This window comes from Methanomassiliicoccales archaeon (genome assembly GCA_013415865.1).
Taxonomy (GTDB): domain Archaea; phylum Thermoplasmatota; class Thermoplasmata; order Methanomassiliicoccales; family UBA472; genus MVRC01.
In genome coordinates, this window is the sequence record CP058896.1 from 236,482 (window position 1) to 250,003 (window position 13,522).

The following is a 13,522-nucleotide window of genomic DNA, read 5'->3' on the forward strand; positions in this document are numbered from 1 at the left end:
TTCGGCGTTTTCGGTACCGACCTGATAAGGGATTAATATCGTGACGGCCAAACCCCTTCGGATGATACGTAGCACGTTCATCATCCTGCCGCGCGTGGGCAATGTTACGGAGAGGGGACTCTGGAAGAAGGGTATAACCACCTGGGGAGACTTCTTGTGCAGATCGCACATCGAAGGGATAGGTGATGAAAGGAAATCAACGATGGATGACCGACTTGAGGATGCGGATAGGTTCCTGGAGATGGGGCGCTCAGATTATTTTTGCTCATTACTTCCGACCGTCGAGCAATGGCGGCTGTTCTCGACCTTTGTCGATGACGCGGCGTACCTGGATATAGAGACCGATGGTATCGGTCCAGGGGCAAGGACCACGGTCGTAACGGTGCATTCTAAGAAAGGCACCACGACATTGATAAGGGGTATCGACCTCACATCCGAGGGTCTCGCGAAGGCCCTTGCGGGGGCGAAGATGCTCATCACCTTCAATGGATCGTCATTCGACCTTCCTGTCCTGAGCAAGGAATTCCCTTTCACTGTCCCGAGGGTCCCTCATTTTGATCTCAGGCATGGTGCTCATAGGATCGGGCATGTAGGTGGCCTCAAGCTCCTGGAAGAAAGGTTTGGGATCAGAAGGCCTCAAGAGGTCGCTTATGTGACAGGAGAGGAGGCCGTCTATCTATGGAGGCTGTGGGAGAAACAGAAAAAAGAGAACGCATTGAGATTGCTCGTACGGTACAACAGGGAGGACACGGTCAACCTGGAAAAGATCGCTGGAATAGTTTATGATAAGCTTGTGGAAAAGACCTGGAGGGATTGAACATGCCTTCCTATGAGGAGCGCGTGGAGCGGTTTGAAAAAAGGGCCAGGGCGGTCGCGTCGCATCTGAGAGATGCCTCCAAGGTCCTCGTGGTCGGCCACATAGACGCCGATGGCATCTCTGCTACAGCTATCGCGAGGACCGCACTTGAAAGGGAGGGCATAGAGGTCATGACGAGGTCTGTGAAGAAGGTCGACGAGGCCGAGGTCTCGAGGATCGAAAATGAAGATTACGACACCGTGCTGCTCGTCGACCTGGGGTCCGGAATGGGGACGCGCTTCAAGGACGCCTCCGTCTGCATCGCCGACCATCATGCCCCGGATGTCCATGGAGGGAGGACATCCGATGTCGGTCATGATGTAAGAGGGAAAAGAAGGAAAAAGAGCGCAAATATACTGAAGGGTCAGAGGCAGATCGACCAACCACATCTGATCCTGAACCCCATGGACTTTGGTATCGATGGTTCAAGGGAGATCTCTGGTTCTGGGGTGACATATTGGATCACAAAGTGCCTAGACCCTGCGAACAAAGACCTTGCGGCATTGGCGGTCGTGGGGGCGGTGGGGGACTTTCAAGATTCGGACGAAGGGAGGTTGACCGGTCTGAATGCAAGGATAGTCGATGATGGTGTTGCCGCGGGAGTGCTCAGGGTCGAGGAGGACATCCGTCTGTTCGGAAGGGTCTCAAGGCCCCTTACAAAGTTCATCCAATACTCCGACCTGCCATTGCCCTGGACCTCGGACTGGGCGAGATGTAGGGAATTCTTCAAGGAGCTTGAGATACCTCTTGGCAGAAAGGAGAAACTTAGGACATGGTCCGACCTGACGGCTGAGGAGCGTGAAAGGGCCATCAACGCCTTGGAATTTGAGCTCGCGAAGCTGGGGAGGGGGGATTGCAGGTTGAAGGGGGAGATATACATCCTCACAAAGGAAGCACAGGGCACCGAGCTTTGTGATGCAAAAGAGTATGCAACCCTGTTGAACTCCTGCGGTAGGCATGGACAGGCTGACCTAGGGGTGGAACTGTGCACCGTGTCCAGGAACGGTGAAGCCTTCTCAGAGATTCTGAACAAGGTAAGGGGGCAGATAAAGACGCATAGGGAGAACCTGAGAGGGGGGATCGATGCGTTCGATGGAGCACTGCTTGTTCAGATGACCGCACTTCAGTATTTCAGGACAGAGGAGGAGTTCGGATTGCCTTCTTCGTTGGAGACCACTTTAGGTACCGTGCTAGGGATGGTCCTTTCTTCTGGTAAGGTGCCGAGCGACCGGCCGTTGTTCGCCTTCGCTAAGACCGAGGACGGCAAGCTTAAGGTTTCGGCCAGGGCGACCAAGGAACTTGTGGCCAAAGGTTTGGACCTATCCTCTGCGATAAAATTGTCCGCGGAGAAGGTAGGTGGGGTGGGCGGGGGGCATAACATCGCTGCTGGTGCAACGATCGAAAAGGGCAAGGAAGTTGAGTTCCTTGATAGGGCCGACATGATCATCCGAGAACAATTTGAACGTTCGGGGCTGAAATAGGCTCTGACAGAACAGAAAGACATTTGCCATCTCCGACCCTAATGATGCCCTTTTTAAATTAAAATGGGAAAGATAATAGTTTGAAATTTCCGAGAGATCGAGATTGCATCTGGAATACAGACTTTCTCTTCTCGTTCTCCATTGGAATGATCTGATGAATCATCCCCACTATTCCGACCTCTCCGATCTCTTTTTCCTCTAAGGTCTCCATCTCGAGATTGGCTCTGATCTCATTGAAAATAATGGCCCCTTGCTCAGAGCTCTTATTCTCACTGACGATGAACGAGCATGAGGCGTAATTGAATGTCGTACAGTTGGCGTTGACCTCTATACCGGCGGACACGGCATGCAGTGATCCATGCGGTCCTCTTGTAAATCATAAGCAATAAAGGAACTTGCCAGTTGCATATCAAATGACTGATGTTCACCTGCTAGTGAGAGGTTGTTTTGTCATTCCCGAGGTCCTCGATCTAACCCGATGAGGTAAGGTTGAACTTTGATCATTTCAGACCTCCCTAAGTGATGCTCTTGCCACCCTCGGTGATCTATTTTCAGATGTCGTCCAAATCCATCCAAATGAGGGCGGTAGCCACCTATACGGACACCAGAGCCGTCGCCGCGACAGTCTTTTTTGCTGTATTAATCTGTATTACCTGTTAGCACCTGGAAACAAGGACTAAGATAAGCATCTGATCGAGGTTAAATGATAATCTGTGAAAATGGATGACAATATATTTTGTGAAAAATGGGTTTCAGGAGCATGAGCTGCCCTACTCTTCTTCCTGCTGATCGCCGAGCAGTTTCATGAGTATTGCCTTCTGCACATGCAACCTGTTCTCCGCCTGGTCGAACACCACGCTGTGAGGTCCGTCCATCACATCCGCGCTTATCTCCATGCCACGATGCGCCGGGAGACAATGCATGGCGATCGCATCAGGCTGCGCCACTGACATCAACCTGGAGTTGATCTGATATGGCATAAAGACCTTTATACGCTCCTCGGACTGGTCCTCTTTCCCCATCGACACCCAGACGTCCGTATAGACGGCGTCCGCGCCTTTCGCGGCCTCAAGGGGGTCGGTGATAATCTCTATCGAACCGTTGTGCTTGTCCGCCAGGGTCTTGGCGATACCAGTGAGCTCCTTGTCAGGTTCGAACCCTGGAGGCACTGCGGCTATGAAGTCCATACCGCACATCGCGGCGCCGAGCATCAATGAGTTGCAAACGTTGTTCCCGTCCCCGACATATGCTATCTTGATCCCCCTCAGCCTTCCCTTATATTCTTTGATGGTAAGAAGATCTGCCATTATCTGGCAGGGATGTTCAACATCGTCAAGGGCGTTGATCACCGGTACAGAGGCGTTGTGTGCGAGCTCCAACATCATCGCATGCTGGTAAGCTCTGTACATTATACCGTCCACATAACGGGACAGGACCTTGGCGGTGTCCGCGACCGTCTCGCCACGGCCCAGTTGGAGGTCCTTCATGCTGAGATTAAGCGCATGCCCTCCGAGCTCCAACATCCCGACCTCGAAAGATACCCTGGTACGTGTGGACGATTTTTCGAATATCATCGCAAGCTTCTTTCCTTTCAAAGGAGCCTGGTCCTTGTATTTTCCAGCCTTCATCTCCTCAGCAAGTACTAGCAGTTCACCAAGGATGTCCTCCACGTCCAACATCGAAATGAAATCGCGTTTCATCAGCGTGTTCTCCTTCATCTATCGGCCATGTCTCCCGATATCGGGGCTGTGCAAGGCCGGCATCATATTAAAATAAATGATAGACTCCGGACAAAATTAATTTTGTTATGTCCATTTTTTTCAGTCCCATCCCTGAGACATTTCACCTGCGTATGGTCTCCAGATTCTCAAGGAACCATTCATAGGTAGACCTTATCCCCTCTTCCAACCCAATCGATGCTGTCCATCCTAACCCCTTTAATCGGCTTATGTCTAGCAATTTCCGCGGAGTTCCGTCAGGCTTGGAGAGGTCGTTGACTATTCTCCCCTTAAACCCAACGACCTTTGCTATCAGATCTGCGAGCTCGATGATCTTTATATCTTCCCCGGTCCCAATGTTGAGATGCATCTCCCCTGAGTAATTGTTCATCAAGAAGACGCAGGCATCTGCCAGGTCGTCCACATGTAGGAACTCTCTTCTTGGTTCACCTGTACCCCAGATCACGACTTCATCTACCCCAGCGACCTTTGCCTCATGAAACTTACGTAACAGGGCAGGTAGGACATGGGATGAGCTAAGGTCAAAATTGTCGTTAGGTCCATAGAGGTTGGTCGGCATTACCGAGATAAAGTCGCATCCATATTGCCTACGATAGAACTTACATAGCTCTATTCCCGTTATTTTGGCGACCGAGTATGCCTCGTTCGTTGGCTCGAGACCGCCTGTTAAAAGATATTCCTCCTTTATCGGCTGAGGGGCAAATTTTGGGTAAATACAAGAACTTCCGAGGAACAACAATTTATTAACATTGGTCTTCCTGGCCGCCTCTATGATATTCGCCTCAATCATGAGATTGTCATAGATGAACTCCGCAGGAAATGTATTGTTGGCAAGAATGCCGCCCACTTTGGCCGCGGAAATGAAGACGAACTCAGGCCTCTCCTGCTCAAAGAACCTTTCGACCTCATATTGCCTTCTCAGGTCCAAGTCCTTAGATGTCCTTAGCAATAAATTTTCATAGCCATCTGCTTGTAGCTTGCGCACAATCGCAGAACCGACCATCCCCCTGTGGCCGGCTACATAGATTTTACTGTCCTTAGACATCATATGGATTCAACCCTTTCCGTTGGCCCTTATCTCCTTGGCAACTTTTTCCATATCTGAGCGTACCATCTTCTTAACCAAATCGTGGAAGCTTGTCTGCTTAGGGTTCCATCCCAATAACTTGATCGCTTTAGTTGGATCACCCAGTAGGTCATCTACCTCGGTCGGACGGAAATAACGACGGTCAATCTCAACCAGGACCTTGCCATTCTTCTTGTCGATTCCTTTTTCATTGATCCCGGAACCCTCCCACTTTAGTTCAATGCCTACCTCTTTGAATGCAAGTTCGCAGAACTCCCTGACGGTGTGTTGCTCGCCGGTCGCAATGACAAAATCTTCGGGCTTCGGATGTTGTAACATCATCCACATGCATTGGACGTAGTCTGGAGCATAACCCCAGTCCCTCTTTGCATTTAGATTGCCCAAATATAGCTTCCTTTGGACACCTGCCGCTATCCTCGCTGCTGCAAGAGTTATCTTCCTTGTGACGAAGGTCTCTCCCCTTCTTTCAGATTCGTGATTGAACAATATGCCATTAACCGCGAAAATACCATATGCTTCACGATAATTCACAACTATCCAGTATGCATACAGTTTTGCAACGCCATATGGGCTACGGGGATAGAAAGGAGTTGTCTCGCTCTGAGGGACCTCTTGCACCAGGCCATATAGTTCAGATGTGGACGCTTGATAGAACTTTGTCTTTTTTTCGAGGCCAAGTAACCTGATTATCTCAAGGAGCCTCAATGTCCCGATCGCGTCGGCGTTCGCGGTGTACTCCGGTGCTTCGAACGAGACTTTAACATGCGATTGGGCGGCCAAATTGTAAATCTCATCTGGTCGTACATTCTGAACTAACGACATGAGACTATTGGTATCGGTCATATCGCCATAGTGGAGGAACACGCGTTTCTCTTTGTGCATGTCGTCAATGTAATCTTTTAGGTAGAGATGCTCGATCCTTCCAGTGTTGAACGAGGAGCTCCGTCTGATGATGCCGTGGACCTCATATCCTTTTTTTAATAGAAATTCAGCGAGGAATGAACCGTCCTGACCGGTTATACCCGTGATCATTGCTACCTTTTTCATTTTAAAGCCTCACTCAAGAGAAACTTGATGTTGTCACCATATCTTGTTGAGATAAATAAATTACCTGCTCAAAAAATGATGCTGGATGTTCATCATCTCAATTTGTCCATCAAGATGCCTAAGGAATTGAGTACGAGAGATGTGAATATTAAAAATAGGCCTGTCCCAAATAGCGAGATACCAGCGATCCCCTGAGTGACGAGTGTCCAATCGAATATCAGCTTTGTATTAAGGAATGTGGCGAATGACAAGATGGTGCCTGCCAAAAAAAAGGCAATCCCTGGGACCCCGAAAAGGAGCAACGGGCGCTTATAACCAACGAACCCGATCAGCTTCGCAAGGACGGACATGCCATGTTTCAAAGGGTTTTTCTTATGTCCGTTCGGCACGTCATAACGTACGGTTGTTGGCACCTCCGTGATCTTCAGCCCTTTGTTCGAGAAATGGATTATCATGTCCGATTCAACACTGTAGGAATCAGAACGGAAGTCAACGTGCTCTAGCGCATTCCTCGACAGTGCCCTGTATCCCGACTGGCTGTCTGTTACCTTTGTCATTGAGCCCAGGTTCGTCGTCGAGTTGAGGACCAAAAGCCCCATTTTCCTGTACTTAGGTATGTCTGTTCTTTCCAGGTATCTTGAACCGATGACCAGGTCCGCCTCGCCATCCAACACCGGTCTGCAGATATTGGGAATAAGGGAGGGGTCCATCTGACCGTCGCCATCTATAGTGACTACGCAATCAGGGTCGAATTTCTTGCACTCCTCAAACCCTCTTCTGAGAGCCGCGGCCTTTCCAGTGTTCTTTGGTAATTGTATTACCATGGCCCCAGCCTTTGCTGCAATCTCTGATGTCCTGTCTTTGGAGCCGTCGTCCACAACTATTACCTTCCAGACATATGGCACAGACATTAGGACGACGGATGCTATCGTCAGCTCCTCGTTAAATGCCGGTACCAATGCTATGACCTTTTTGAGACGTGCATCCCTTTCCATTTTGAATTAATGCAGACGTTCCTCATATTTGAAGGATTTTTTCGAATTTTTATTTGTATAAATAAAAAATGCCTGTTCAATCGAATAAGAACCATCCTTTCGGAAGGAACGAAAACAGGAAAAAATTGATCAGACCATGGATCAGGGCGATGAAAATAAGATTCCTCGTCCTCAGATAAGAGACCCCTAGGACAAGACCGACGATGAAAACATATGCAAGATATAACAGCGACCCATAGCCCGAGTGCATCACCGAGAACATCAGAGCTGAGAATACCACGGCCCCGACCGCGCCCATCCTTTCCTGCGCTCTCGTCTGAAGAATTGTGCGGAACACTAGCTCTTCACCGAACCCCACAAAGAAGACCATGACCACGAGCAAAGCGGTTATGCTTGCCAAAGACATGTCGGGAACAAGGGCATCTGGTCTGAGCACCGCATACTCAAAGAACGCCATGAACAGAGCGATCAAGGTCGCGAGCGGAATGAAGATCAGCTTGAAGGTCGGGACCTCGCTAGCTGAGACCCCGTTCATAAATTTCCAGATGTCGCCGATCGAAGGCCTCTTCCCCTCGTCGATATTGTCTGCCCTCCAAAGAAGGTAGGCTGCTATGATGACAGGAAGATATATGAACGGGAAGAAGTAAATGGAGAGATCAAAGAATGTAGGCATTCCCACGTTCAGGACCCTTAAAAGAGATATCAGGACAAACGCTACCAGGAGGTCAGAACCTTTGGGGCGGAATATTGCCAAGATGACGCATAGGAATATGTTGAGAAGGTGGACCTCAAGACATTCCTCTGTTCCTCCGTTGAAGAAGAAGGCCTCTGCCGTCACAATAAGCGCGGCGGGAAGGGCGATGTTCAACTTGTCCCGCATCACCGCTGAATCCTGGACTTTTTATTAAATCATTTCTTGGTGAATATTAAAAAAGGAGGAAAGGATGATCGTAAAAAAGCTCTTATTTCATCTGGACATGAAATAGATCTGGTTCTGCGCAAATGTTATGTTGGTGGGGTTCATCTTGGTGCCCGTGTCTCCCGACTTCTTTTTTAATATCATATTTTCACATTCCTTCTATATTGTATCGCTCAAATTGCATTTTATCGATAATATTAGTAATATTTAAACATTATGATGTAGTTAATACGATTAAACAGGATTTGAGTGAACTGATGTCAAAGATCGGTGTTGAACAGATAAAGGTGCTCTCGGACCCCAACCGGCTTGCGATACTCTCGCTCCTTTCAATGAGAGAAATGACCACTTCACAAGTGTCAGAATTGCTTGAGCAGAGCATACAGAACACGCAGTACCATATCAAACGGCTCTTGGAGGCGGGGCTCATTTCGCAGACCAGGACGGAGATGGTCGGAAACCTGATGGAAAAATATTATCGCTCAGCGTTCGAACCTGGCATGATCTCCCAGGCCACCGATGAGGAGGATGTGGACATCCATGAGAGGCTCAACCTCGTGTTCGCCGCATTGGGTTCCATAAAGGGCGTCCTGAACCATGGGATCGAGAACCTGGACAAGAGAAGGGATAGCTATTTCACAAAGGTGGGTGAGAGGCCGAAGTATCCATTCGGCGCGAACTATGTGATAATCCCGAACAATAAGGAGTCATATGCCAGGGCCGAGAAGCTCATAATGGAGCTGGATGAGAAGCTCAAGAGATTGTCGGACGATTTCCCAAATGAGGAAAAGACAAAGTTCGCCGTCATGTACGCTGTCTTCCCATACGAATGACCTTGGCAAGGGAATCTTTATTTAGCACGAAGCGTTGCAGAATTCCCGTCATGGCCGCGATGGGGTAGCTTGGTCATCCTGTGGGACTGTGGATCCCTAGACTCGCGTTCAAATCGCGATCGCGGCCCCCTATACTTCTTATCAAAATATGTTCAGGTGCTCAATTATAACAATGATCTTCACCAGACATTATTTAATATCGCCATTGTTACTACATTGAGAGGATGATGATTGAACGAAAAAAAGATGACTTGCGCCCGAACCTCGATCATGGCTGGAATGATAGACCATTGTTCTCTCGATATCGTCCCATTTCAATATAGGCATGGACCTTTTGAAAGGTTTATCTAACACCCCTATCATGCTTCAACTGGTGCTGACGTGACTTGGAAGGGGCCTATTGAGAAGATAGATGATTATCGCTGGGAGATCCCTCAGAGCTATAAGAAGGGGATGCGGACCAGTGCTGTCATATTCGCAGACCCGCGTATGATAGAGGTCATCAAAGGGGACAACTCCCCGGAACAGGCGGCCAATGTGGCCTGTCTCCCCGGAATAATCGGGAGGTCCCTGGCCATGCCTGATATTCATTGGGGGTATGGATTCCCCATCGGTGGGGTGGCCGCGCTGGACGCCGAGGAGGGGGTGATCTCTCCCGGGGGCATAGGGTTCGACATCAACTGCGGAGTGCGGCTGATGAGGACGGACCTGAATGTCGACGATGTACGACCAAGGATCAAAGAACTGGTGGATGAATGCTTTAAGAACGTCCCAGCAGGCGTAGGTTCCAAAGGGATCACCGAGATAGCGGGGGCACAGATCGATGAGATACTCCGTGAGGGTGCAGAATGGGCCGTGAGGAACGGTTATGGATGGCAGGAAGACCTTGCCTCTACGGAAGAAGAAGGGAGGATGAAAGGAGCTGACCCATCCAAGGTCTCCATGAAGGCCAAGCAACGAGGCATACCGCAGGTAGGGTCCTTGGGGTCGGGTAATCATTTCTTGGAGATCGACAGGGTCGACAAGGTGTTCGACACCGAGGCGGCGAATGCCTTCGGGCTTTACGAGGGGCAGGTGACCGTGACCATACATTGCGGTTCCCGCGGATGCGGACATCAGATCGCGACCGATTACCTTCAGGTCATGGAACAGGCGGTAAAGAGGAACAGGATGGAACTGCCAGATAGACAGTTGGCATGCGCATATGTCAGGTCAAAGGAGGGGGAGGACTATTTCGCTGCAATGCAATGCGGTGCGAACTATGCCTGGGCCAACCGCCAGATGATCATGCATTGGGTGAGGCAGAGCTTCGAGAAGGTGTTCGGGACGGAGGCCGAGAAAATGGGAATGAGGCTCGTATATGATGTGGCGCACAACATCGCAAAGCTCGAGGAACACGTGACCGACGGTAAGAGAAGAAAGGTCTATGTCCATAGGAAGGGGGCCACGAGGGCATTTCCTAAAGAACACGAGGAGGTTCCTCGGAAATATCGGTCAATAGGACAACCGGTGATAATACCGGGCGACATGGGATCGGGAACGTATGTGCTTGTGGGCAACGAGCAGGTCATGAAGGAGACCTTTGGGTCCACGTGCCATGGTGCCGGTAGGCTGATGTCAAGGGAGGCCGCCATCAGGAAATACACCGTGAATGGGATAAGACATGACCTGGAGGCGAAGGGTGTATACATCAAGGCCTCGACCAAGGATGGGATACTCGAGGAGGCACCTGGGGCCTACAAGGACATAGACGATGTGGTAAGGATAGTTACCGGCGCAGGGCTGACAAGGCTGGTCGCTAAGCTCACCCCGATCGGTGTGATGAAAGGTTAGGGATTGAGCAGCACCATCCCAACAATAAAGGCACCATAAAGGGCAAGCAATATGTATCCTGCCTCTCTCGTGACACCGCACCTCTTCCTTAGAATGGCGGTCAGGAACAGACAAAGCCCTATGATGAAAAGGATGCCAGGGAGGACGGTATCTTTTGGGAGGTCAAGGTCTGATAGCAAAGATGCCGACCCCGTGACGACCATGGTGTGTTCGTTGTATTCTGTCCTGACCTCCTTTGAGACGCAACATTTCCGGATGCTGGTAAGGACCCAATAAATGTAAGCCATGAAGGTCAGGAGCAATATCGATCCTTCCCACAACACGATCTTCCCATCGATGGCAAAGATGAGGAAGAGGCAGCTTGCCATCACGGCCACATAGGATTCCCTCCTTACCTCGTCGAACATAGAGATGATCGGTGCGATGACCGCGCATATGCCTATAACCAGGGTCACGTTCGCGACGTTCGCACCTATGACGTTACCAACTGACACCCCTGGAACGCCCTGTGCGGCGGATATCATGCTCAAAAAGAACTCCGGAGCTGAGGTCCCAAAGGCCACGACGGTGACGCCTATGATGATGGGCGGCATACCGAACAGTAGAGCGAGACTGCTTGCGCCCTCCACCAGGTATCTACCTCCATAATATATGATGGCCAGTCCGCCGGCCAAAAGGATGATGTCTAAGAGCATCACCGTCATAATGTGAAGAACTGGTTTAAAAAGGATCCCAAGGCGCTCAGGAGAATATGCATCTCTCCGTGGACCTCCTCACCCTCTCCTTATGCTTCTCAGGGCATGAGACAAGGACCGCCCAATCGTTGACCCCTCGGGCCTGTATCGCCTTTGCAAGCGGGGAATATTTCGATAAAGACCTTACCCTATCGCCGTTCCAGATAGGTACCTCGGTCTTGCCCAGCCTCGGTTCTGTGAGCAGGATCTCTTTAGATGGCATATCGACAATGATGTCCGCCTCATCCAGGTTCGCCTTTTCCGCGATCTCCCTCTCTTTGGCCCGCCTTCTATCATAATCGGTCAATTGAGAAAGGATGTTGAGCTGTTCCTCGTCCAGGTCGCCGATCGACAAGGAGAACGCTTTCTTGTAAAGACGACGGTACTTCAGCATCGTCATGATCCTTGAGGCATGCCCGCCCTCGGCAAAGAGCTTCTCGGACAATGATGAATCTGTGTCCCGATGCACGGACCTTATAGCCTCCTCAGACGCATGCTCGACCGCCTTGCACAGCATCATCTCTGCTATGCGGACGGTCTTGTGGAAATAAACGGATGTGTACATCAGGGACCTTGCCACCATCAGCCCCTCCACGGCGACGATCCCGTTCTTCCTTATCGTGACATCCCCGTTGTGGATCTCCATCGTATCGAGTAGACGGTCCAGGTCGATGGTGCCATGTGCCACTCCAGTATAATGCGAGTCTCGGAGGAGGTAGTCCATCTGGTCGGCGTCCACAGGCCCGTGTATGATCTGTCTCAGGAACCTGTCGCTGTTGAAATGCGCCTGCCCGTCATCCACCGCCAAAGTGCACTGCCCGTTGGGGTTAGGGTCCTCAGGGGAGACGATGATGTCAGCGACCAGGTCAGGGTCGACGCCGTTCTCCTCCAACAGCTCTGCGATGGTCCGCTGAGGTCCCAACACCTCTTCCTCTTCATCATCCCAGACACGTAAATCCCCGGATATCATGGCCTTGCCTACATCGGTGTGCGACATGCCTGTCCTGTGCTCCAGGACCGCTTCCAGTGTATGAGAGTAAGGAGAATGTCCTATATCATGTAGAAGTGCGGCGGCCTGGACCGTCCTCTTATCCTCTTCGCTGATTCCCAAGGCATCCGCCATCCTTCCTGCGACGTGGAAGGTGCCGAGGGAATGTTCCATCCTAGTATGATGCGCCCCGGGGAAGACCAGATAGGCCATGCCCAACTGATGGACACCATGGAGCCTTTGTACCTCGGGACGGTGCATGACGTCCACGAAGAAACCTTCCACCTTGACGCTCCCGTGGACGCTGTCGTGGATGACCTTGTAATCGCCCCTGCTCATATCCGCCCCTCCGGGCCATCGAGTCTAAGATCTCCTGGCCTGATAGCATTGACCATGGCTAAATTAGGCTGGAAAGGCATGGACCCAGGATAAGGAAAACGAAAGGCGGAGGGCCGGTCCTCAGGCCTCTAATGGAACCCGCCGCGTATCTTGTTCCTGTCGATCCTCATTCCGTTAGGCGTGACGACTATGAGGTTGTTGCCTATGGCAGCCACGTCCCCGTTGCAATCCCTTGCGACGTTCTTGAGCTCGCTTGTCACACGCTTCAGCTCATTGGTGTCGTTCGCCATGTTGCTATAATCTATGAGCAGAACATTTCCATCATACACAGGTTGGGTAATCGCTCCCACATCCTCATAGCGATATATCTCCGCTACCTTCACGCTCGCCCCGCTCAGGCTTGACTCCTCTGGGAAGAACATCGCGCCCAGGTCTATATACTGCTCTGTTTCGACAGGCGAAACGTCGTCCTTCCCCCTCTTCAAAGGCTTCTTGAGTATTGGCATTTCCATCCCTCTTAAGGTTGTTTCCGGTATCAACCAGAGCGTTATTAAAGTTTATGTCTGGCGCATGAAATTTTCAACAAAATAAAAATGATTTATTTAATTTGCAATTTTATATTAAATAATATATCAATCATAGGAGGAACATTTGAATAATTTTATATTATA

The 13,522-nt window shown here is 50.4% G+C and carries 13 protein-coding genes and 1 tRNA gene; 5 read left to right on the forward strand and 9 right to left on the reverse strand.

Annotated elements, in window-relative coordinates:
* The first annotated feature begins 61 nt into the window (after positions 1-61).
* Both HPY73_01245 and HPY73_01250 read left to right on the forward strand, forming a co-directional pair.
* The gene (locus HPY73_01245; protein QLH74207.1) at positions 62-817 is read left to right on the forward strand and encodes a ribonuclease H-like domain-containing protein; all 756 of its coding nucleotides are present in this window, start codon (positions 62-64) and stop codon (positions 815-817) included.
* A 2-nt stretch (positions 818-819) separates the two neighbouring features.
* Entirely contained in the window at positions 820-2,337 is a 1,518-nt protein-coding gene (locus tag HPY73_01250; GenBank protein QLH74208.1) for a DHH family phosphoesterase, read from the forward strand.
* Between the two features lie 58 nt (positions 2,338-2,395).
* Here HPY73_01250 and HPY73_01255 read toward each other — a convergent pair whose 3' ends face one another.
* The 6 genes from HPY73_01255 to HPY73_01280 form a co-directional block, all read right to left on the reverse strand.
* Positions 2,396-2,680: a hypothetical protein gene (locus HPY73_01255; GenBank protein QLH74209.1), complete on the reverse strand. Its 285-nt coding sequence runs from the start codon at positions 2,678-2,680 to the stop codon at positions 2,396-2,398.
* Positions 2,681-3,107: 427 nt separating this feature from the next.
* Positions 3,108-4,037, reverse strand: coding sequence for an ornithine carbamoyltransferase (gene argF, locus HPY73_01260; GenBank protein QLH75598.1), 930 nt, complete (start codon positions 4,035-4,037; stop codon positions 3,108-3,110).
* A 142-nt stretch (positions 4,038-4,179) separates the two neighbouring features.
* Positions 4,180-5,121, reverse strand: a complete 942-nt coding sequence (locus HPY73_01265; GenBank protein ID QLH75599.1) for a GDP-L-fucose synthase — start codon at positions 5,119-5,121, stop codon at positions 4,180-4,182.
* Between the two features lie 9 nt (positions 5,122-5,130).
* On the reverse strand, positions 5,131-6,210 hold the full coding sequence (gene gmd / locus HPY73_01270) for a GDP-mannose 4,6-dehydratase (protein QLH74210.1): 1,080 nt from the start codon (positions 6,208-6,210) through the stop codon (positions 5,131-5,133).
* 92 nt (positions 6,211-6,302) lie between these two features.
* Positions 6,303-7,205, reverse strand: a complete 903-nt coding sequence (locus HPY73_01275) for a glycosyltransferase family 2 protein (protein QLH74211.1) — start codon at positions 7,203-7,205, stop codon at positions 6,303-6,305.
* Positions 7,206-7,281: 76 nt separating this feature from the next.
* Complete coding sequence (locus tag HPY73_01280) at positions 7,282-8,085, reverse strand: CPBP family intramembrane metalloprotease (GenBank protein QLH74212.1); 804 nt, start codon at positions 8,083-8,085, stop codon at positions 7,282-7,284.
* A gap of 296 nt (positions 8,086-8,381) precedes the next feature.
* Here HPY73_01280 and HPY73_01285 point away from each other — a divergent pair, with 296 nt between their 5' ends.
* The 3 genes from HPY73_01285 (at position 8,382) to HPY73_01295 (ending at position 10,790) form a co-directional block, all read left to right on the forward strand.
* Positions 8,382-8,957, forward strand: coding sequence for a helix-turn-helix transcriptional regulator (locus HPY73_01285; protein QLH74213.1), 576 nt, complete (start codon positions 8,382-8,384; stop codon positions 8,955-8,957).
* Positions 8,958-9,010: 53 nt separating this feature from the next.
* Positions 9,011-9,084: transfer RNA gene (locus HPY73_01290), tRNA-His, on the forward strand.
* A 326-nt stretch (positions 9,085-9,410) separates the two neighbouring features.
* Entirely contained in the window at positions 9,411-10,790 is a 1,380-nt protein-coding gene (locus tag HPY73_01295) for an RtcB family protein (GenBank protein QLH75600.1), read from the forward strand.
* On the opposite strand, the gene HPY73_01300 is transcribed toward HPY73_01295, so the two are convergent.
* From HPY73_01300 to sepF, 3 genes are all read right to left on the reverse strand, one after another.
* Positions 10,787-11,488, reverse strand: coding sequence for a sodium:calcium antiporter (locus HPY73_01300; GenBank protein ID QLH74214.1), 702 nt, complete (start codon positions 11,486-11,488; stop codon positions 10,787-10,789). The genes HPY73_01295 and HPY73_01300 overlap by 4 nt on opposite strands.
* Before the next feature lie 43 nt (positions 11,489-11,531).
* Positions 11,532-12,851, reverse strand: coding sequence for an HD domain-containing protein (locus tag HPY73_01305; protein QLH74215.1), 1,320 nt, complete (start codon positions 12,849-12,851; stop codon positions 11,532-11,534).
* A 128-nt stretch (positions 12,852-12,979) separates the two neighbouring features.
* Positions 12,980-13,357 (reverse strand): cell division protein SepF, encoded by a 378-nt coding sequence (sepF, locus tag HPY73_01310; protein QLH74216.1) that lies wholly within the window; start codon positions 13,355-13,357, stop codon positions 12,980-12,982.
* Positions 13,358-13,522 lie beyond the last annotated feature (165 nt).

Bases quoted from the DNA above. Each gene is read 5' to 3' on its own strand.
- HPY73_01285 (QLH74213.1), top strand. From the start codon at position 8,382: ATGTCAAAGATCGGTGTTGAACAGATAAAGGTGCTCTCGGACCCCAAC.
- HPY73_01275 (QLH74211.1), bottom strand. From the start codon at position 7,205: ATGGAAAGGGATGCACGTCTCAAAAAGGTCATAGCATTGGTACCGGCA.
- HPY73_01250 (QLH74208.1), top strand. From the start codon at position 820: ATGCCTTCCTATGAGGAGCGCGTGGAGCGGTTTGAAAAAAGGGCCAGG.
- sepF (QLH74216.1), bottom strand. From the start codon at position 13,357: ATGCCAATACTCAAGAAGCCTTTGAAGAGGGGGAAGGACGACGTTTCG.
- HPY73_01305 (QLH74215.1), bottom strand. From the start codon at position 12,851: ATGAGCAGGGGCGATTACAAGGTCATCCACGACAGCGTCCACGGGAGC.
- HPY73_01280 (QLH74212.1), bottom strand. From the start codon at position 8,085: ATGCGGGACAAGTTGAACATCGCCCTTCCCGCCGCGCTTATTGTGACG.
- HPY73_01295 (QLH75600.1), top strand. From the start codon at position 9,411: ATGCGGACCAGTGCTGTCATATTCGCAGACCCGCGTATGATAGAGGTC.
- gmd (QLH74210.1), bottom strand. From the start codon at position 6,210: ATGAAAAAGGTAGCAATGATCACGGGTATAACCGGTCAGGACGGTTCA.
- argF (QLH75598.1), bottom strand. From the start codon at position 4,037: ATGAAACGCGATTTCATTTCGATGTTGGACGTGGAGGACATCCTTGGT.
- HPY73_01265 (QLH75599.1), bottom strand. From the start codon at position 5,121: ATGTCTAAGGACAGTAAAATCTATGTAGCCGGCCACAGGGGGATGGTC.
- HPY73_01245 (QLH74207.1), top strand. From the start codon at position 62: ATGATACGTAGCACGTTCATCATCCTGCCGCGCGTGGGCAATGTTACG.